Here is a 19,782-nt window from a genome sequence, read left to right on the forward strand (position 1 = left end):
ATACTTTATGCCCTCATATCTGTCAATATATTAATTTATCAGCCATACCGGGCACTTTGTTTTTTAAACATTTCGGCATAGCGGCCGTTTTTGTTTATAAGCTCGGTGTGAGTGCCGGTTTCGGCGATTGAGCCGTCTTCAACTACGATTATTCTATCGACACTGCGGCAAAGGGCTAGCCTGTGTGTAACGACTATCGCCGTTTTTCCTTTCATAAGTTCAATCATAGCTTCAAGAACCTCGTGCTCGGAATCGGGATCAAGAGCCGAGGTAGGTTCGTCCAAAAGGATTATTTCCCTATCCGCCCAAGCACAACGCATTAGGGCAAGCCTCTGCCATTGGCCTCCCGATAAATCAAGCCCTCCTTCAAACTGTCTGGTAAGCAGGGTTTTAGGTTCTAACATAGAGTTTGCTATCGGAAAACACTTACAAAGCTCTTCAAATTTAAAGGCATCTATCTTAAACTCTTCTCTTTCAGCTTTAAAAGAATCCGGCTCATCATTAAACTGCTCGGCAATCTCGGAAATTGCCGCATTTTCTTCAAATGTCATAGGAAAACGGGCAAAGTCTTGGTAAACGGCCGCAAAAGACCTTCTTAAATCATTAACCGCAATCTCTTTTGAATTTTTCCCATTAAAAAAATAGGCTCCTTCAAAATCGGGATACATTCCGCTTATGATTTTAATCAAAGTAGATTTACCGGAACCGTTTGCCCCGACAAGGGCTATTTTTTCTCCTTTTTTAATTTCAAGGTTTATATCTTTAAGAGCCTTTTCTTCACATTTAGGATAAGAAAATGAAAGAGATTTTAAAACTATAGCATTTTGTGCTGTCTGAGGAGGATTTATTTTCTCATCATAGAACTGACTTTTTTCGATCATAGTTTCATCGTAGTTTATAACATCAAAATAAGGCTTTAACCTGTTAAAATCGCTTTTAAGATCGACACCGAATAAAAGCACAGTAAAGGCATTTTGCCGTAGCTGAATAACCGCCGTAACCGCAAAAACGAAGGCTCCCGTTGTTAAGGCGTTTCGGCTTACAAGCATATATAAGTATGCAATCACAGCACAATCTACAAGCCCCTCAAAAATATGGGCTAAAAGGGTCATTCCCATGCTTTTATTTCTAAGACGGGAAGTTTCCCTTAAAAGATTATATCTATTTTTCTTCCATCTTTTTAGAATAAATGAAGCGGCATTCCACAGGCGTATTTCTTTTGCAAAGGCAGAATCCAAAAGAATGTGCTCATGAACAGCGGCCTCCTTATAGGACTCTCCGTTTTGAATTTCCAATGCCCATAGCCTTTCTTCAAGATTCCATTTTATAATTAAACTCGGTAAAAAACCCGTTATCAGAGCAAGGGGCACCCACCAAGCTGTCGTAATTCCAATCCATAAAAAAGGCAAAGAACCCAACACTCCCGAAAAAAGCATAGCAAGAGAATTAAAAAAGCTGTTAAATTTGGGAATGAGTTGATCGGCCAGTCTTAGCTTATTTAAAAAATCCGGATTTTCAAAGATGTCTATGTACGCATATTTTGAAACCTTTTCCAAAAGCCTTTCTTTCATTTCCAAAAAGATTTTCCCTTCCATATAGGTAGAATAGGTCCAGCGGATAGCTTCAAAACTGTCGTTTGTAACTAAAAATGCCCCTATAAAAATTATGTATAGAATGACATTTTGAATTTGGGAAATGCTTGAAAGAGCATCGATTGTTTTTGAAAGAGCCCAAAAACTCACAAAGGGAGCCAAGGCCGACACAAGGGCCAAAAAGAACAAGACCGAAAGCTGTCTAAAAGGCAATATCGAAAAAAAATTATTTTTAAAGTTTAAAGTCTTAGGAGTCATTTAAATTTACCTAAATTGAGTACATTATAAATAAAGAAATTATATTGTCAAGCACGAAAATACACCAAGAATCGTCGTTAAAGTAAATTATAAATTCTCATAATTTACTTTAAGCCTTTAAAGTAAATTATAACTTGCTATTTTGCTAAATTTATGTTAAAATAAATCCATTGGGAGAAAAAATGGATATAAAAGACTTTAAATCCGGCAGCTTAAAACAAGGATATAAATATCAATATTTTATGCCTGAAAAGATAAATCATGATTTTTCATGGGAAGATACCTCTATTAACACTCTTTTAGAAAAAGCTTCTTTTCATTTAGGAGCCTTAAATTCTTTTTCATCTCTGGTTCCTGATGCAGATATGTTTATCATAATGCATATTTTTAAAGAAGCCGTTATATCAAACCGTATTGAAGGAACTCGAACAAATATTGAAGAAGCATTAAATGAACAAGACAATTTAGACCCCGAAAAAAGAAACGATTGGCAGGAAGTTCATAATTATGTAAAAGCCATGAATAACGCAATACAGGAGCTTGAAAATTTACCCCTTTCAAATCGTCTGATTAAAAATACTCATAAAATATTGCTTTCAACCGGAAGAGGAGAACATAAAAGTCCGGGAGAATTCCGGATTTCTCAAAATTGGATAGGCGGGACAACTCTTTCGGATGCAGTTTTTATTCCTCCTGCACATGAAGAACTTCCCGAGCTTTTATCGGACTTGGAGCTTTTTTTAAATAATACCAATATCAACATTCCGCACTTAATACGTATTGCAATAGCCCACTACCAATTTGAAACAATACATTCATTTTTAGACGGAAATGGACGAATCGGCAGACTTTTGATAAGTCTTTATTTGGTACACAGTAAGGTCTTACAAAAACCTCTTTTATATCTTTCCGATTTTTTTGAAAAAAATAAAACCCTTTATTATGATAACCTCACCTTTGTGCGGACAAAAAATGATATGTCTCAATGGATAAAGTATTTTTTAGAGGGAGTAAGTCAAACTGCCGAAAATTCGGCACAAACCTTAAAGAAAATAATTGAGCTAAAAACCGATTTGGAAAAAAACAAGCTGCTTTCTCTTGGTAAACGTACCAAAACGGCAAACGAATTTTTATATTTCCTTTTTCATAGTCCCGTTATTACAAGTACTGCCCTCCAAAAAGAAATGAAAATTACAGCCAAAACAGCCAATAGCTTAATAGATGCCTTTATCGGACTGAATATACTCAAAGAACGTACAGGATATTCACGAAATAGAATATTTGTTTTTAATAAATACGTCGAACTTTTTATGTAGTATAATTTTTTTCCATTAATTTTTTATAAATCTCCTCATTTTCTTTTCCAAAGCAGACGATAAAAACCTTCATACAATACTTATGTTCTTTTAAAAATAAGGAAATCTCATTTAAGGCTATTTTTGCAGCCTCTTCTTTAGGATAACCGTAAACTCCGGTACTTATACAGGGAAAAGCGATGGATTTACAGCCGTATTCAAAAGCTAAATTCAAACAAGACCTATAAGAATTCGCTAAAAGTTCCGCCTCTCCGTTTTTTCCGTTCTTATAAACAGGGCCGGGAGTATGAATCACATATTTTGAAGGAAGTTTATAGGCTCCCGTTATCTTAGCTTCCCCTGTTTTACAGCCCTTTAAGGTTCTACATTCTTCCAATAATTCAGGGCCTGCAGCGGCATGAATAGCCCCGTCAACACCGCTTCCGCCTAAAAGAGTAGTATTTGCAGCGTTTACGATAGCATCTACTTTTAATTTTGTAATATCGGCATTTATTATTTCTATTAAAGTACTTGTATTTTCCATAATTATAGATTATAACATAAAAGTCAAAATAAAACACCATATTTTGACTGTATAACCTCTGTATTTTTTTTAGAATATATGTTAATATATAACCAAGTTTTGTGGATAACTTTTTTATTGCTGTATAACCAGTAATAAGGTGTTTATAATTTTACGGACTTATAAATATTTTAATTCCATATTCAATATAGAATTAAGTAACTTATCAACAAATTCACATGGCTTACTACTATAACTACTAATTATTATAAAAGATATAAGGAGAAAAAAATGAAAATAAGTTTTGACAGAGACACTCTTTTAAAAGAAATATCCATCGCTCAGGAAATTATCGCTACAAAAACGGCTTTAACGATTCTTTCAAATGTATTGTTATCGGTTAAAGACGGAAGCCTTACAATAAAGGCTACCGATATAAAAGTCAGCTTTGAAACAAAAATACCTGTAAACATAATAGAAGAAGGCTCAACAACTGTTTTTTGCGATAAATTCGCAGGTATTCTTTCATCTCTGCCTTCTGGTGAAGTAGAAATAGAACAAAAAGACCAAAAACTCACGATAAAATCGGTAGTAAAAAAAGCAAAATTCCAACTTAAGACAATACCTGAAAACGACTTCCCTGCATTTACGGAACCCACAAATGTAAACTTCTTTAATATTCCTACAAAAGAATTTAAAGAAATGATTCATCAAACTATCTTTTCGGTTTCAGATGATGAAACACGCTATTTTATGAACGGTGTTTATATCGAAAATAAAGAAGATACCTTATATTTTGTTGCAACTGACGGAAGACGTCTTGCTCATATTAAGAAAAATTTCGGAATACCTATTCCCGAGTTTAAAGGAGTAATTGTTCCTCCTAAAATTTTGAACATCATCAACAAAAGAGCATCTGATGAAGGAAATATAGAAGTAGGAATCGGTGAAAAAAACATATTCTTTAATTTTAATTCTTATAAATTCTCTTCTGTTTTGATTGACGGTCAATTCCCCAATTATGAAAGAGTAATCCCTGAAAATCAGAACCTTTCTTTTGAAGTTTCAAGAACTGAATTTATAGAAGCTTTAAAACGAGTTTCTCTTTTAGTAGAATTAAAAACAAGAAGAATATTTTTAAACATTCTTCCCGGCTCTCTTATTATTTCTTCTCAAGAAAATGAAATAGGAAGTGCACGCGAAGAAATTCCTTGTAAATATGACGGTCAAGAAGTTATGCTGGCCTTAAACTATGTTTACATAGAAGATCCTTTAAAGACCATCACTTCAGACAGAATAAAGGTAGAATTTACCGAAGCTATGAAAGCTATAACTTTAAAACCTGAACCTGAAGAAGACTTTTTCCATATAATAATGCCTATGCAGACGGAGTAAGGTTATAAGTGCCCTTTCTTTCCGCTTCTTTCTATAATTTTAGAAATCTGGAAAATGCCACAGTAGATATTTCTTCCCCTGAAGTTTTTTTAGTAGGAAAAAACGGACAGGGGAAAACTAATTTTTTAGAAGCTCTCTATGTTTCTTCCTATGGAACTTCATTTAGAACCCGTTCTTTAGCTCAGATATGTACAAAAGATGAAAAAGAATTCAGTATAAGAGCTCTTTATAAAGAAAGCGATAATATAAGTCATACTATTTCGATAATAATTCAAGATAAAAAAAAAGACATTCAAAAGAATTTTAAAAAAATTAAAAATTCTAAGGAATTGATAAGCACTATTCCATGTATTTTGTTTCATGGGGATGATATAGAATTTGCAGTCGGAACTCCTTCAAGAAAGAGGTTTTTTATAGATCAATCGGTTTCGCTGTGTAATTCCGACTTTATAGAAGCCTTAGTAAAATATTCAAAGGCCTTAAAATCAAGAAATATAATTTTAGAACAAAAAAAAGCTTCTCTTTTAGATTCTATAGATGAAATTTTTGCTTCCCTTGCTCTTTTAATCACAAACGAAAGAAAAAATATTGTAGAAGAGTATGCAAAGCATTTTTCTTTAATTTATGAGGAAATAAGCGGCGTTTCCGGTGTAGAAATGGTTTACCGCCCTTCGATTAAGGTAGAAAGTGAAGAAGATTTGCTTATCTTGCTTGCAGAAAAACGCCAAAACGATTTGATTGATAGGACAAGTTCTATAGGCCCCCACCGTGACCGCATTCATTTTATAAAAGATAAAAAGCCCTTTACCGAAAGAGCCTCAAACGGCCAAAGGCGGCTTATCTCCCTTGTTTTAAGAATGATTCAAGCTAAAATCTATTCCGAAAAAACCGGCCGAAAACCCATTTTTTTGATGGACGATATTCTTTTAGAACTCGACCCCGAAAAACGCCAAAAGTTCATGGAACTCCTCCCCCCCTACGAACAACTCTTCTGCACCTTCCTCCCCGGCGAACCCTACAAAAACTACCAAAAAGAAACCACCAAAATATTTTTCGTTGAAGATGGTAGGTTTAGTGTGTAGAGGGAGTAGTATTTTTGTTATTATTAATATAGTAAAAAAGTTTAATTTATAAATTTTTATCATTTTATATTGAACCAAATTGATTTTTATGGTATAGTGAGGAAGAGTTGAAATGATATTATGCTTACACGATAGGGTTGTGGTAGTTTAATAAACTATGAAGAGAAAATTATGGATTCACTGAAAATAAGTATTAAAAATATTAAAAACATTAAAGAAGGGTATTTTGAATTTCCTTTACAAAACAGTTTAAATTTAATTGTCGGTAATAATGCATGTGGAAAAAGTACGCTTTTACTTACTTTATCACAAGCACTGTTGAAAAAGAATTTTAAGGGATTAAAAAATGATGATTATAATCAAGATTCTATTGTAGAGACTGATATTGATGGACAGAAAGATAAATGGTGTGCGAAAAATGGTTGGAGATTGAATAAAATAAATAATGCTTTAAATGGTATGTATGAGGGAAGTCTTTTTTACGGGACAAGATTTGATAATTCTAAAAAAATTGACCAAATATTAAAAGAAGGCAGACTTGATATCAACAATATTGTTGATGCTGATGACTATGTAAAAGAAAAATTAAGTTTTATTTTACATGGAGTACCTAATAAATATCCAAAACTTAAAAGAATTAAAAATAAATATATTACAGAAAGATATAAACTTAATAATACGCCTTACTTTAATGAGATTGATAAACATTTAATAAGTCAATATAGAATGAGTTCTGGAGAGTGTTTACTTGTTTCTCTTTTACACTTTATTTATAATGCTATAATTAGAAAATCTCTGCCTACAGATAAAATAGTTTTGATTTTAGTCGATGAAATTGAACTTGCTCTTCATCCAATTGCTGTTAGTAGATTTATAGATTTATTAAATCAGCTTGTTAATGAATATAATAATCTTATGGTCATTTTGACATCACATTCTCCTGAAGTTATACAAAAAATAAAGCCAAATAATATTTATAAAGTTGAAAATGAAAATGGTATTATAAATGTTGTAAATCCTGGATTTCCAAGTTATATTATACGCGATGTATATCGTCATGATGGTTATGATTTTCTTTTTTTAGTGGAAGACCAATTAGCAAAGATTATTATAGATAAATTATTTGCTTCTGAAAACCTTTGCTCAAGTAAACTTATTCATGTAACTCCAGTTGGAGGATGGGAGAATGTCTTAAGATTACAAAAAGATTTATTATCAAATAATGTACTTGGTGTTGGCAAACAAATAATTAGTATTCTTGATGGAGATATAAGAGACCATGTACCAAGCGAGTATAAGGATTTGAAAAAACTATTTTTACCAATCCAAAGCGTTGAAAAATTTCTGTATGATGTTATTATAAAAAATCCTGATATAAAAATAAAGAAAATAATTAATGATAAGTATTTTAATGTTAATAGTTTAGATACGTTAATTTCTGAATTTTATGAAAAATATAAGGAGGATGTTTCTCAGCCAGATAAAAAATTATATTTTAAATTAAGAAAAGATTTGGAAAATAGACATATCTCAGAAGATGTATTTATAAATAGATTATCTGATGACATTATGAATAATATTAGTTTTGATACATTAAAAAATAATTTAAATAAAATCGTTATGTCTAAATAGTTATATTAAAAAAGCATAACACCGTTTTTAAAGCCGACATTGCGGACAAGCTGTATTGCAGTTTGAAACTCTGTTAGGATCTTTTCGGGCGGAGGTTTTTAGTCTTGGAAAGATGTAGAATAAAATATTACAGCCCTTCTGATCTCGCGACTTCGTATAATATACACCTTGCTAAATCTATATTAAAGAAAATCGACTTTTCATCCGATTTAAAAAATCTGAATGATGTTTTAGAGTTATACTCTATTTTGAAATACATTGATGCAGGACTTATAGTTGATTGGAAAATAGGAGTTGAAAATGATATAAAAAAAATGATAAAATCCTTTTTGTTATCAATTAAAACGAAATCTCTTAGTACATTATATCTATCAGTTGAAAAAGAATATTATTCTGAGTTTTGGGAATTTATTACTCAATACAATATATATAAAAACTTCAGTAATGAAGAATTTTATGCATTTCTTAATATGGAAAAACCTCATATAAACTTGATATTACAACATGAAAAAATCGTGAAACAATTTGATACATGTTTAGGAGTATATTTTAAAAATGATCCTAGTAATGCAACCATAATTTTAGATATCTATGAAGCAGATGCCTTTGTAAATACAGAACATCTGTATTTACCAGCATCTATAACAGAAAACGATAAGGAAGAATTATTAAAAGGCTATATTGAAAGTGATAATCCCAATGTTAATTATCTTGAATTAATCACTACAATAATAAACCGTAAAGGATTAAGAATTTCGGATAAAACGAAATTACTTGCATCAAAGAGGTTTGATAAAGAATGTAATTTATTATTCAAAAATAGTTATAAGTTTACTACTGGTATTAGTATTGAATACTCAAGAGATACTTGTGTAGAATCTCTTGTTACACATGAAAACGGAGTAACTCATTTAGTATATAGTTATAATTGGGTAAAAGATAATTTAGACTTTAATACACTATTGAACAACTTTATATACTTATTTGAATATGCAGATGAGCAAATGCGAATAACTCTCACAAGTAAAGATAGTGAAGCTGGAATAACAGAAAAATTTTTTGGCGTAAAGGGTAGAAACAACTATAATGTTAATATGTTTTTTCACCAAAAAGAATACATAGCCGATATACAATTACATACGTACATACATTTACTTAAATCATTTAATATAAATATTGAAAATGTTCTGTCATGGTTTTTTACAGATTACCTTCCTGAATATTTTCAAGTAGATAATTATTCTATTATCTTACCAACATATGGTACGACATATTTTGAAAAATGCAGAACAATAGTTCCGGAACTTGAAGGATTATTGAAAAAGTTCAATCTATTGGTTGAAAATGGATATATCGACAAAGATTTGTTAGAAATCTCCACAAATGCCTTATCTTTCTCTAGTTGTAAAAGTTTTTTTAAGAAGAAGTACGTATACCCTAAAAGTAAGGAATTCAATCAAGTATGCTATCTTCTGTTTTCAGATCAGTGTATGCTTAGTTATATTGAAAATGACACGGTAACTTATAAATGTTTTTTCGATTTAATCCGTAAACGCATAGTGCGTCGTTCTGATTATAACGATTATTTACAGAATAAGATAGACTGGCTGCTTGAGAAACAAATTCTCGCAGAAAACAGTAATAATGAATTAGTTTTGAAAGATATTTCTTTTATTAAAATTATTTACGAACTATATTATTATGAAACAATTAATTACTTAAATATCCCTACTCTCTTACAACGAAAAGTTGATGAACTAATTGCTGCTGATTACCTTTATTTTGAAGGAACTTTGTTTTCTCAAAGTGAACAGGATTATTTAAATTACTATCTTAATAGGTCTAAATATGGGAATTCACTTGATTTACGAAATAGATATGTGCATGGTACACAACCTCAGGTAGATAAGAGTAGTAATATATATTATAATCATTATTTGACGTTTATAAAAATACTTGTAATTTATATAATAAAAATAAATGATGAATTATGTAATATAAATAAAACCTAACACTCGCTCCAACGCTGACAACTTCTATAAACATGCAATATAGGATAGCAATTGATTTTCAGATTGAAAATGAAACAATAATTCCAATAAACATTGGCGATCGTAAATTAATTTACGGATAGAAAAAAATCTTATAGACTTTGCTTCTGCAGATATAAACAATAGTCTTTATATATAATATTATTGTTTCAAAACCTTGTATTTTTGTGCAAAAAGCGATATTATTATATAAAAATATTACTGAGAAGGGGAATAAAATGGCTATTCGTAAAGTTATTTTTTTAACACTCTTAATTATGATGCTTTCAAGCTGTACAACCTCCGGTTATGATAGTTTTCGAACAAGAGAAAGCTCCTTTAACCAAACACAAATCGTTACGAGTAATTCTGCTTTTTCAAAAGAAATGATAGCAACAATCCTTGAAACGAAATTTCCTCCAAATAAAATTGTTTCTATAGCGATTTTATTTATAGATAAGCAAAGTCCATATTCTGCAGATTTTTCTATTGAAATAATGAAAAAAAGTAATTTAATAAACGGAGTAGAAAAATTTGTTTCTGTACCATCAATAATGATACCAAATAAATTAACTTTTGATGATATTCAGCAAATTGGAATTCGCTCACTTTGTGAATATACTTTAGTCTTTTATTCAGAATCAAGAACAGAGATGTCATTCACCCAATTTATAAAAGGAGAGATAGAATTTAAATCTGATGTTGAATTTTCATTAATAGATAACCAAACGACTGCAGTAATTGCTTCTGATAGACTTGTAACAAAGATAATGAAAAAAAATAAGTTTTTTAACGATAAAATTATTGAACAAGCAAAAAATGAAGTATTTAATGAACAAGCAAATATTTTAGCAGTTAAATTAAATGCCCTTTTTAGTAGTAAATACCAAAAAAAGTAACCACTTAAAACAGATATATAAAGAATGAGTGATACAAGAATTATTAACATTTCTAAAATAATAGCAAATGACTGTTATGAAATTTCAAAAAGCTTTGAAGAACAACAATGGCAAAAACCAATTGAGCAATATATCCAATACATGGATGATCAAAACAATGGTTTAATTGATGTTCTATTGGCTAAAGATAATAATAAATTTGCAGGATATTGTATAATTCAATGGAAGTCAGAATACACATTCTTTTATAAAAATGATATTCCTGAAATAAAAGATTTGAATGTCTTAAAAAAGTACCAAAGAAAGGGAATTGCTACGGCATTAATGGAAGAAGCGGAAAGACGAATATTTTATAAGAGTAATTTATGCGGTCTTCAAGTTGGTTTAACAAATGATTATGGAAAAGCTCATCAACTGTATATAAAAAGAGGATATGTCCCTGATGGAAACGGATTAATTTATAAAAACATAAATGTAAAATACAATGAGAGGGTTGTTGTAGATGATGATCTTACTATTGCATTGTTAAAAGCAAAAAAGGAGAACTAATGCAGCAAACCTTTTCAGACCTAAAAACAAAAATAGATAATCTCTTAAAAGAAACATCACATAAAAAAATAGTTCTTATCCTACAAGATATAATGTACACCCTTTTATCGGGTTATGTATTTAAAATACAAGGAAATAAGGGCTTTGTTACAATTGATCCCATCGAAATAGAAGCGTATTTTTTTAAAGAAGCTTGCTTTGAAGATGATTGTGTGCATCGCAATGAGAAGCAAAAAAACAATTTCGGGAAGCTCTATGTGCATAAAACTAAAAACAATCACTTAAAAGGCGGAACAAGGAAGGGAATGGACTTTTGTCTTTCCGACAGTGAAAGCTATACCCTTGCCTTCTTAATAAGAAGTGCCTATGTAAACAGCATGAAAAACAGGATTTGCGGTCCTTCTTTGTTGACTGATGGAGTATTTGAAGAGCTCGGATTCGATTATAAAAAATACTATAATAAACTTGAATCCCAACTTGTGCTTTTCAAAGAAAAAAAGCCGGAAGCCGAATTTTACATAAGTACAAGAATAAATGTAAATTCAAAGATGCAGAGCTCTCTTTTAAGAATGGTGCGGATAAAAGATAATTATTTTACAGGCTTAAAAGAAATTAATAAACTTAAAGCCGGCCTTTCTCCATTGTTTAATCATATAAAATGATGTATAGTGTATGCAAGGAGGTGCGATATGCCGCTATTGCAAGTAAGAGAATGTCCTGAAGATATTTATAGAAAAATTACTTATGCCGCAAAAAATGAAAATAGAACTATTGCACAGCAAATCATTATTTTACTTGAAAAAGCCTTGGGGCAAATTGTATTAAGTTAAAATCTTTATGAATAAAAAATATGAAACTTTTTAAAACATCAAAAGAAATAGTAGATAATTTTTCTCAAAAGTTTAATGAAATGGCTGAAATTTCCTCGAACCTTAATAACGAGCAAGCCCTATCCGTTTTTGAAGGATGGGAAAAAGTCATAGGCGATAAAAAATTGGCTGCATATTGCGAGCTTTATGATATAAAAAATGAAACGGCAATCATAAAAACCGAGCATACAGGCTGGAGTCAGCAGCTTTTAATACGGAAGAAAAAAATCATATATAATTTTAACAAATTTTATCCGGCATTAGATGTAAAAAATATTTCGATTTTTGTTGACTCCGAATTTGAACTAAAGAGAAATTCTGATGTATCTGAAAATCTTAATCAGAACTTATCTATAGATATTGAAGAAGATAATCCAAAAACAACTGATGAACCCGATAAACATCTTCCGCCCGAATTAGTAAAAGCTTTAAAAGCTCTAAAAAAATCCATATTAAAAAAATAAATAAAAAGAAATATATTCACAGTTATTCAAATTTAATAAACAAGTTATCCACAGGCAAAAATTAGAATATTTTATAAAATATTTTTATATCAATATCTCTTTTTTGAAAAAGGAAGAAAAAAGGTGATAAAACTCTAAAAAGTCCACCAAAAAGGCTATTTTATGCTTATTTTTGCTTATGCCGCAACTAAAAATGTTTCACGTGAAACATTGCTTTGATGCTAAATTTTAACCTAAGTTTATCACAAGTTATCCACAAGAGGAATTAACTCGATTTGACACTCTTTTTGCTCAAGACTCAGAAGAAATCTTTTGCGATCCAAACCTGCAGAAAAACCGCCTAATTTTCCGCCTGTGCAAATTACTCTGTGACATGGAATTATAATTGGGATAGGATTTTTTCCATTAGCATTTCCTACGGCTCGGCAAGATTTGGGATTATTTATATTTGCTGCTATTTGTTTATAGGATAGAGTTTTTCCATAGGGAATTTTACAAAGCTCTTTCCACACGGACTTTTGAAAATCCGTACCTTCAGGAGAAAGCTGTACCGTAAACTGTTTTAAACTTCCTTCAAAGTATTTTTGTAATTCTTCTTTGGCTTGTTGGCATATTTTTACGGCCTTTGTAAAATTATCTTGAGTTTGTTCAGGTAGATTTGTAATGGAATCTTTTTTTATAAATCTTAACTCTTTTAGACCTGAATTATCTGCAATAATTAGTATCTTTCCAATCGGACTATCAAAATTTTTGTATACCATAAATACCTCAGTCTTAGTTTTCATTTAAAAGTTTTTCTAGACAAGCTTCAATTAAAAAAGCTTTTTTTATCTCTTTAAATTCTTCTTTGGCTTTTTCAATAAGTACCGTTTTACTTTTTGCCTCATCATCAAGTTTTATCGCCTTGATTAAAATATTTTTAGGCGTATGTTCCGTTTCGATAAACTCTTCAACGCTTACCTTATACCCTTCCGATTCCAGTAATTTTCCTCTAATCGTATCTGTAAGCAAGGATGCAAATTTTTCGGTAATAATGCCGTAATCAAGTATCGGGGATAGCGACTTTATTATCTTCTCCTTATTTTTACGAATTTGAGTGTTAAGCTCATGCTGGCAGCAGGGAACTGCGAATATTATTTTTGTATTGCTTTTGACAGCCTTGGCTATAGCTAAATCCGTTGCCGTATCGCAGGCATGGAGGCTTATCACCATATCCGGCGGTGTATTAAACTTAAATCGGCCTATATCTCCGACTTTAAAGACTAAATTATCAAAACGGCATTCCCGGCTTAATTGATTACAAAAATCTATTACATCTTCTTTTAGATCCAAGCCGCATATCTTAACGGGTAATTTTTCGATTTCAGTTAAATAATAATAAAGGGCAAAGCTTAAATAGGCCTTTCCGCAGCCGAAATCAACAATCTGCAGCTCTTCCTTTTCTTTTAAAATATCTTTTAGTTCAGGTAAAACGGATTTTATAAATTCCAGATATTTATTTATCTGCCGGAATTTATGGTATTTGCTTTGAATAATCTTTCCGTCATCGGTAAAAAAGTTAAGTTTTTTTAAAAAGAGCGGCATTTCGGAAGTGCTTAAAATATATTCTTTTTGCTTATTGTGTTCAAAACTTTCGTTTATCGATGCATTCCCTTTACTTAAAAGTTTTTCTTTTTTTATCGGTTTTGTCTTAAAATGAATAACCCCTTTATTATTTTGCAAAAAAATAAGTTGATTATTTGAAGCGTTAAATTCTGCAATCTTAAATTCAAAAAAAAGATCTTCAAGTTCTTTTTGAAGATTTTGAGGTAAAAGATTTTTATGAAAAACCTTTGCGGCTTCAAAGATTTCTAATTGATATTGTTCTTGATTTTTTAACATTATTTTTCTTAATTTTATTTTTTGAATATGTGAATCTTTTTTTACCGGCTTTGAAAAAAAACCTGAAATAATATTATGCTCAATACAAAGTTTCGCTGCTTTTTCTATTGATACTGTATTCATACAATGCTCCGGTAATATCTTATCATAAAACCTTATGTGATACAAGAATGCAAAATGTTTCACGTGAAACATTTATGTTTTAATTATATAGATAGCTAGTAATATGTAGTTTAAAAAGAAGTTCTATATAGTATATTTATTTTACTAGGGTAACTCCACAAGAATCAAATGCTTTTTGAAAATATACTCTGTAAATCGAAAGATTTACAGAGTAAAAAGTTATTATGTTTTATAATTTTTTAATTGGAAGAAGCTTTTGCCGTATCTTTTTTATCTTGCTTTCTTACTATAAAAGCGGCTATGAGCACTCCCAACAAAGATACGGCTGCAGTAAGCGTAAATATCTTATTTATAGCTGTACCCATATTATTTTTATTTGAGTCAAATATTATTCCTGTTGCAGTAGCCGCAACAAGGGAAGAAATGGAATTCATGAAAGTAATTAATGATGTTCCGATACCAAGTTCTTGCGGCTGCAATGTTGCCTGTGCTGCCGGCGTTATTGATACAGATCTAAAACTTTCTGCAATACCGGTAAGAGAAATTGCGATATAGAACAACAAAACCGGAGAGGCTGAATTTGTAAAACTTAATGAAAGAAAAGCTATAAAAGGTATGCCTGCGGCAAATGTAATGGCAAGCCAATATTTATCTTTTCTTTTGCCGAGCCATGTTCCGAAAATAATCGGTAAAATCATTGTAATAATTGTTCTGGGCAGTTGTAAAGCTCCGGAAACCGTTGCCGATTTATTAAGTATATTTTGAATCGCCAAAGGAGCATATACATTCATTTGATTTTGATAGAAATAACATATAATACCGACAATCAATAAAACCGAATACTTTTTATTTAGGAATAAATGTAATGGTATTATCGGTTCAAGTGATTTTTTTTCCGTTTTGATTAAAAGGAATAAAAATACAATTGAAGATAGTAAAGCCGTAATAATGATTATATTGTTCCAGCCTATTTTCGGTCCGTAATTTAAAGATAACAGTAAGGAACTTAAAAAGAGAGCCAAAAACAATATACCTAAAATATCTATAGATGATTTTTTGCCTTTCTTTCTATTGGGAAGATTTAAAGCTATTAAAATAATTCCAGCTAATAAAGGTATAGAAGGAAATAAAATCGCTGCTTTTAACAAGCCTCTATCGCTTAAGAATCCTGCAATGATACTGCTCCCAAAACCCCCTACCGCTATAGCACTTGATAAATAACCCATACTTTTTGGAATATCCTTTTTTTCATTAATTTCACCCATCAATATATATGGTGCGGAGATAAATGTTCCCTGAGCGACTCCCAGTAATAATCTTAATGTCATAAAGATAAAAGCATTGTTTGTTAAAGCCATACCTACACCGCATAATACGGCTATTAAACCCGATATTATTATAATATTTCTTCGTCCGTAAAGATCTCCGAGTTTTCCTCCTATGGGCGTAAGTATTGTCAAGCCTAAAGATGCAAATATAGTCAATGTAGAAAAGTAATTCATTGCATTCATACTTTCTAAAATTCGCCCCTGCAGTAAAGCCAGACTTAAACCAAAACCTGCAACCGAAAACATCAAGAAAATTGAGCCCAATATAACAGCAATTTTTTTATTTCGCTGAAGGGGGATGGCAACTTCGTATATAGTATTGTTATTCATAAAATTTACTCCTATTTAATTATTTTTTAACCATTCTGTTGCGCAATGCGCAAGATAAGCGGCTCCTATCGGAAGGACATCTTCATTAAATATAACTTTGGGATTATGGGCTTGATATGTTTGCCTATCTGTAAAACCGGCAGATAAAAACATATATGTACCTGGTACTTTCTCTAATATTAATGCAAAATCTTCAGAAGCACTCGCTTGTATACCGCCGATTGCATTTTGGTTAGGAACATTAACCTGCTTCATATATTTTAAAATTTCATCGGTAAATGCCGTATTACATAAAAGAGGCGGTACATCCGATGTAATTTCTACCTCGGCACGGCCTCTGTATGCTTTTGCTATATCAGCACTGAGTTCTTTTAACCGAGTTGTTAATTGATTCTTTAACTCGGTGCTGACTGTTCTAAGGGTCCCTTCAAGCTCAGCTGTTTCAGGTATGGCATTATTTGCCTGCCCTGAATTGAATTTTCCTATTGTCAGTACACATTTTGCCGCAGGATCGGCTTCCCGTGCTATTAATTCCTGTAATGCTAAGTAAGTGTGTACAGCAATATTAATAGGGTCAACGGAAAAATGAGGGTATGCTCCGTGGCCTCCTTTTCCTGTGATTTTAATTTTAAATCCTGTATTGGAATACAATAATGCCTCTTTATTATTGTATAAATGAATACCTATGGGCATATTTCCTGCACCTACATGGTATGCAAGAGCTGCATCAACCTTAGGATTTTCTAAAAGGCCGTCTTCAATCATTGCCCTTGCTCCTGCAAAAACCTCTTCTCCCGGTTGAAACATTAATTTTACTGTTCCGGCTAAATTTTTTTCATTTTCTTTAAGCATTTTCGCTGCGGTCAAAAGCATGGCACTGTGCATATCATGTCCGCATGTATGAGCTGAATTTGTATTAATGCTTTTAAAATCCAGATCATTTTCTTCCGTCATTGGAAGAGCATCCATATCTGCTCGTAAAAGGATTGTTTTCCCTTTGGGACTGCCGACAAGTGCGACGATACCTCCTTTTTTCGGTTTAGTCGGGCTGTACCCCATTTCCGAAAGTCTGTTAAACACATACTCGGTAGTATAGGGTAAATTCATTCCTGTTTCGGCATGGGAATGGATATGCCTTCTGTCCTTAATAAGTTGTTCGGATAATTCCCTTGCTCTTTTTAAATAATCCATATCTTTCCTCCTCATAATAAAAGTTATGTCTTTTAATGTCTTTTAATATTTTAATAGAAATCATCTGTTCTGTCAACAAAATTTTATTATAAATTACATAAAATACTTGTATATTTTTATATACTGTGTTATAACAAGACTTGTGTTGTAAAGAAAATAGGACTTGATAAATGAACTGTACAAATACGAAAATAACTATAGGTTTGATTATAAGCGAAGGATATGAAATATATTTAAAAAAAATTGAAAAAGATATATCTAAGGACTGTAACTTATTATTTTTGGTTGTAAAAAATAACCTTGATATAATCACATATTTTCAACAAAATTATGATAAAGTCGATGCTTTTGTATTTAGCGGTATTATGCTATATAACTACATTGAAGATAAAATAAAAGAATGTAATAAGCCATGCTATACTATAACGGATGATATCGCAAATATATACAAAGAATTATTAAAAATTTTTGTTTTAAATAAAAAGTTAAAACCTGAAAGAGTATATATAGATATTGAAACGAAAAACGGAGATCTGGGATTGAAGTCGATTTTTCCTGAAAATAAAAGGCCATATATGTTTCCGTGGGATGTAGGAACTCCCGAAAAAATTATATCGACTGTTTTTGAAAATCATAAACGATTATGGCGGGAAAAAAAGATAGATTTATCAATTACAAAATTCGGGATGCTCTTGAGTGATTTTAAAAATGAGCAAATAAAATATCATTTTATTTACCCGTCGAAAACATATTTACTGGATTTTTTTAAAGAAATTATAGATGAAATTCAAATAAAAAAAGTAATAAACAATAAAATTTTTTCGGCTTATATATATGCAGATTCAATTTCGTTAAATAAGGCGGGATGTCTCGAAAATGATATTATTCAATTAACATTACAAAAAAATTTATACCTGTTTATAAAAGACCGCAACCCTGAAATTATTTTACAAAAAAAGGAGACGGGTTTTTATCTTTTTACAACTATCGAAGATTTACCTTGTTTTATACATGATATGACGAGCTGTAATTTGCAAAACTTTTTAAAAATGGAAAATATTAGTATTACCATAGGTTATGGGAGCGGGAAGACTATAAGCCAGTCAAAGCGTAATTCTATCAATTCTTTTGATTTAGCTAAAAAATATGGAGGAAATTGTAGTTTTTTTATTTCCGAAAACCAATGTATAACGGGACCATTAACTGGTGATAGACAGTGTACAGTTTATAATGCGAACCCTTGCATAGATAATCTTGCAGAAAAAATGGAAATCGATAAAATCTATCTATACAAGATAATATCATATATAAAAAAGACCGGTGATAATGTAATAACTGCAAAAATTTTATCGCAAATACTGAATGTTACAATCAGATCTTCGAATAGAATCTTAAACGAATTACAAGATAACTCATATGTAAGAGAATATTCACATAAGATAAATCCAAATAGGGGACGGCCTTCTAAATTTTATAAATTATTATGTGTCGATTCACAAGGGAATATAATCTAAAAAACTTAATATTTTTTTTAATTTAAGATAAATTTTCCTCGAATATCAGAGGTCTAGCAGTATAGGTATATTTATTGTCATATTAAAACAATCGCATAAACTTTCAAGAATAAAACAAAATTTTACCTATTGACAAAAACCATATTTTTAGGTTAATATATACCCTACATTTTGGAGCGATGGCCGAGCGGTTGAAGGCGGCGGTCTTGAAAACCGTTGTGCTGAGAGGTACCGGGGGTTCGAATCCCTCTCGCTCCGATAATGTTTGTAACTGTACAAACTCTGGAGTGGTGCGAGAGCGGCCGAATCGGGCTCCCTGCTAAGGAGTTGTACCCTTACGGGTACCGGGGGTTCGAATCCCCCCTACTCCGAATAGTTTTGAGGCTATAGCTCAGCTGGATAGAGCGTCAGATTGCGGATCTGAAGGTCGGCAGTTCGAACCCGCCTAGCCTCGTTAAAAGCCGGCTGAAGATTTCAACCGGCTTTTTTATTTTTGGAGAGATGCGAGAGCGGTCGAATCGGGCGGTCTCGAAAACCGTTGTACCGCAAGGTACCGGGGGTTCGAATCCCCCTCTCTCCGTTTTATGACGGAGAAAAGATTGTACTGTAAACGCATTCCTTATTTTTGGAGAGATGTCCGAGTGGTCGAAGGTACACGATTGGAAGTCGTGTGTGCCAGAGATGGTACCGAGGGTTCGAATCCCTCTCTCTCCGTCCCGGGGCCTATGCAAAAAAGGTTTTTCGAACCCCGTCAGATCCGGAAGGAAGCAGCGGTAGATTAATTCTTTTTGTGCCGTAGTGTTCCCGGGTTTTTTATTTTAGCCTTA

At 31.7% G+C, this 19,782-nt stretch carries 17 protein-coding genes, 5 tRNA genes and 1 other RNA gene; 17 read left to right on the forward strand and 6 right to left on the reverse strand.

All coding sequences use genetic code 11. The annotated features are described in order from the left end of the window. Positions 1–38: 38 nt before the first annotated feature. Complete coding sequence (locus HYB91_RS11575; protein ID WP_002676580.1) at positions 39–1,850, reverse strand: ABC transporter ATP-binding protein; 1,812 nt, start codon at positions 1,848–1,850, stop codon at positions 39–41. Between the two features lie 182 nt (positions 1,851–2,032). Here HYB91_RS11575 and HYB91_RS11580 point away from each other — a divergent pair, with 182 nt between their 5' ends. Continuing rightward, positions 2,033–3,166, forward strand: coding sequence for a Fic family protein (locus HYB91_RS11580; RefSeq protein ID WP_002676579.1), 1,134 nt, complete (start codon positions 2,033–2,035; stop codon positions 3,164–3,166). Here HYB91_RS11580 and HYB91_RS11585 read toward each other — a convergent pair. Continuing rightward, entirely contained in the window at positions 3,159–3,689 is a 531-nt protein-coding gene (locus tag HYB91_RS11585; protein ID WP_002676578.1) for an O-acetyl-ADP-ribose deacetylase, read from the reverse strand. The genes HYB91_RS11580 and HYB91_RS11585 overlap by 8 nt on opposite strands. A gap of 270 nt (positions 3,690–3,959) precedes the next feature. Between HYB91_RS11585 and dnaN the strand changes: the two genes are divergently transcribed. The 9 genes from dnaN (at position 3,960) to HYB91_RS11630 (ending at position 12,588) form a co-directional block, all read left to right on the forward strand. Further along, complete coding sequence (gene dnaN / locus HYB91_RS11590; protein WP_002673039.1) at positions 3,960–5,063, forward strand: DNA polymerase III subunit beta; 1,104 nt, start codon at positions 3,960–3,962, stop codon at positions 5,061–5,063. An 8-nt stretch (positions 5,064–5,071) separates the two neighbouring features. Next, complete coding sequence (locus HYB91_RS11595; protein WP_002676577.1) at positions 5,072–6,145, forward strand: DNA replication/repair protein RecF; 1,074 nt, start codon at positions 5,072–5,074, stop codon at positions 6,143–6,145. Positions 6,146–6,316: 171 nt separating this feature from the next. After that, positions 6,317–7,777 (forward strand): ATP-dependent nuclease, encoded by a 1,461-nt coding sequence (locus tag HYB91_RS11600; RefSeq protein ID WP_002694042.1) that lies wholly within the window; start codon positions 6,317–6,319, stop codon positions 7,775–7,777. A gap of 104 nt (positions 7,778–7,881) precedes the next feature. Next, positions 7,882–9,789, forward strand: coding sequence for a hypothetical protein (locus HYB91_RS11605; protein ID WP_002676574.1), 1,908 nt, complete (start codon positions 7,882–7,884; stop codon positions 9,787–9,789). A gap of 257 nt (positions 9,790–10,046) precedes the next feature. Further along, positions 10,047–10,706: a hypothetical protein gene (locus HYB91_RS11610; protein ID WP_002676572.1), complete on the forward strand. Its 660-nt coding sequence runs from the start codon at positions 10,047–10,049 to the stop codon at positions 10,704–10,706. A gap of 24 nt (positions 10,707–10,730) precedes the next feature. After that, complete coding sequence (locus tag HYB91_RS11615; protein WP_002666489.1) at positions 10,731–11,255, forward strand: GNAT family N-acetyltransferase; 525 nt, start codon at positions 10,731–10,733, stop codon at positions 11,253–11,255. Then, positions 11,255–11,917 carry a hypothetical protein gene (locus tag HYB91_RS11620; RefSeq protein ID WP_002676571.1) on the forward strand — a complete coding sequence of 221 codons (663 nt, stop codon included), beginning with the start codon at positions 11,255–11,257 and terminating at the stop codon, positions 11,915–11,917. The genes HYB91_RS11615 and HYB91_RS11620 overlap by 1 nt, the downstream gene beginning before the upstream one ends. 27 nt (positions 11,918–11,944) lie before the next feature. After that, complete coding sequence (locus HYB91_RS11625; RefSeq protein WP_002676569.1) at positions 11,945–12,085, forward strand: hypothetical protein; 141 nt, start codon at positions 11,945–11,947, stop codon at positions 12,083–12,085. Between the two features lie 20 nt (positions 12,086–12,105). Then, entirely contained in the window at positions 12,106–12,588 is a 483-nt protein-coding gene (locus HYB91_RS11630; protein WP_002676567.1) for a DciA family protein, read from the forward strand. 242 nt (positions 12,589–12,830) lie between these two features. On the opposite strand, the gene HYB91_RS11635 is transcribed toward HYB91_RS11630, so the two are convergent. The 4 genes from HYB91_RS11635 to HYB91_RS11650 form a co-directional block, all read right to left on the reverse strand. Further along, positions 12,831–13,349, reverse strand: coding sequence for a methylated-DNA--[protein]-cysteine S-methyltransferase (locus HYB91_RS11635; RefSeq protein WP_002676566.1), 519 nt, complete (start codon positions 13,347–13,349; stop codon positions 12,831–12,833). 13 nt (positions 13,350–13,362) lie between these two features. Further along, positions 13,363–14,592, reverse strand: a complete 1,230-nt coding sequence (locus HYB91_RS11640) for a class I SAM-dependent methyltransferase (protein ID WP_002676565.1) — start codon at positions 14,590–14,592, stop codon at positions 13,363–13,365. A 239-nt stretch (positions 14,593–14,831) separates the two neighbouring features. Beyond that, complete coding sequence (locus HYB91_RS11645) at positions 14,832–16,250, reverse strand: MFS transporter (RefSeq protein ID WP_002673064.1); 1,419 nt, start codon at positions 16,248–16,250, stop codon at positions 14,832–14,834. Positions 16,251–16,265: 15 nt separating this feature from the next. Continuing rightward, positions 16,266–17,441 (reverse strand): M20 family metallopeptidase, encoded by a 1,176-nt coding sequence (locus HYB91_RS11650; protein WP_002673066.1) that lies wholly within the window; start codon positions 17,439–17,441, stop codon positions 16,266–16,268. Between the two features lie 170 nt (positions 17,442–17,611). Here HYB91_RS11650 and HYB91_RS11655 point away from each other — a divergent pair, with 170 nt between their 5' ends. From HYB91_RS11655 to ffs, 7 genes are all read left to right on the forward strand, one after another. After that, positions 17,612–18,955 (forward strand): hypothetical protein, encoded by a 1,344-nt coding sequence (locus HYB91_RS11655; RefSeq protein ID WP_002673079.1) that lies wholly within the window; start codon positions 17,612–17,614, stop codon positions 18,953–18,955. Positions 18,956–19,128: 173 nt separating this feature from the next. Then, positions 19,129–19,213, forward strand: a tRNA-Ser gene (locus HYB91_RS11660). Between the two features lie 26 nt (positions 19,214–19,239). Further along, a tRNA-Ser gene (locus tag HYB91_RS11665) sits at positions 19,240–19,326 on the forward strand. A gap of 9 nt (positions 19,327–19,335) precedes the next feature. Next, a tRNA-Arg gene (locus HYB91_RS11670) sits at positions 19,336–19,409 on the forward strand. Between the two features lie 41 nt (positions 19,410–19,450). Continuing rightward, positions 19,451–19,535, forward strand: a tRNA-Ser gene (locus tag HYB91_RS11675). A 47-nt stretch (positions 19,536–19,582) separates the two neighbouring features. Further along, positions 19,583–19,669: transfer RNA gene (locus HYB91_RS11680), tRNA-Ser, on the forward strand. Further along, positions 19,670–19,768, forward strand: an RNA gene (gene ffs, locus HYB91_RS11685) — signal recognition particle sRNA small type. Positions 19,769–19,782: the final 14 nt, after the last annotated feature.

Origin of the sequence: Treponema sp. B152, assembly GCF_024181665.1 — a bacterium.
Classification (GTDB): Bacteria; Spirochaetota; Spirochaetia; order Treponematales; family Treponemataceae; genus Treponema_B; species Treponema_B denticola.

What these genes read in the sequence shown, in the direction of transcription:
- HYB91_RS11645 (WP_002673064.1), bottom strand. Translation starts at nt 16,250, where the DNA reads ATGAATAACAATACTATATACGAAGTTGCCATCCCCCTTCAGCGAAAT.
- HYB91_RS11615 (WP_002666489.1), top strand. Translation starts at nt 10,731, where the DNA reads ATGAGTGATACAAGAATTATTAACATTTCTAAAATAATAGCAAATGAC.
- HYB91_RS11575 (WP_002676580.1), bottom strand. Translation starts at nt 1,850, where the DNA reads ATGACTCCTAAGACTTTAAACTTTAAAAATAATTTTTTTTCGATATTG.
- HYB91_RS11610 (WP_002676572.1), top strand. Translation starts at nt 10,047, where the DNA reads ATGGCTATTCGTAAAGTTATTTTTTTAACACTCTTAATTATGATGCTT.
- dnaN (WP_002673039.1), top strand. Translation starts at nt 3,960, where the DNA reads ATGAAAATAAGTTTTGACAGAGACACTCTTTTAAAAGAAATATCCATC.
- HYB91_RS11630 (WP_002676567.1), top strand. Translation starts at nt 12,106, where the DNA reads ATGAAACTTTTTAAAACATCAAAAGAAATAGTAGATAATTTTTCTCAA.
- HYB91_RS11585 (WP_002676578.1), bottom strand. Translation starts at nt 3,689, where the DNA reads ATGGAAAATACAAGTACTTTAATAGAAATAATAAATGCCGATATTACA.
- HYB91_RS11650 (WP_002673066.1), bottom strand. Translation starts at nt 17,441, where the DNA reads ATGGATTATTTAAAAAGAGCAAGGGAATTATCCGAACAACTTATTAAG.
- HYB91_RS11625 (WP_002676569.1), top strand. Translation starts at nt 11,945, where the DNA reads ATGCCGCTATTGCAAGTAAGAGAATGTCCTGAAGATATTTATAGAAAA.
- HYB91_RS11655 (WP_002673079.1), top strand. Translation starts at nt 17,612, where the DNA reads ATGAACTGTACAAATACGAAAATAACTATAGGTTTGATTATAAGCGAA.
- HYB91_RS11600 (WP_002694042.1), top strand. Translation starts at nt 6,317, where the DNA reads ATGGATTCACTGAAAATAAGTATTAAAAATATTAAAAACATTAAAGAA.
- HYB91_RS11640 (WP_002676565.1), bottom strand. Translation starts at nt 14,592, where the DNA reads ATGAATACAGTATCAATAGAAAAAGCAGCGAAACTTTGTATTGAGCAT.
- HYB91_RS11580 (WP_002676579.1), top strand. Translation starts at nt 2,033, where the DNA reads ATGGATATAAAAGACTTTAAATCCGGCAGCTTAAAACAAGGATATAAA.
- HYB91_RS11635 (WP_002676566.1), bottom strand. Translation starts at nt 13,349, where the DNA reads ATGGTATACAAAAATTTTGATAGTCCGATTGGAAAGATACTAATTATT.
- HYB91_RS11620 (WP_002676571.1), top strand. Translation starts at nt 11,255, where the DNA reads ATGCAGCAAACCTTTTCAGACCTAAAAACAAAAATAGATAATCTCTTA.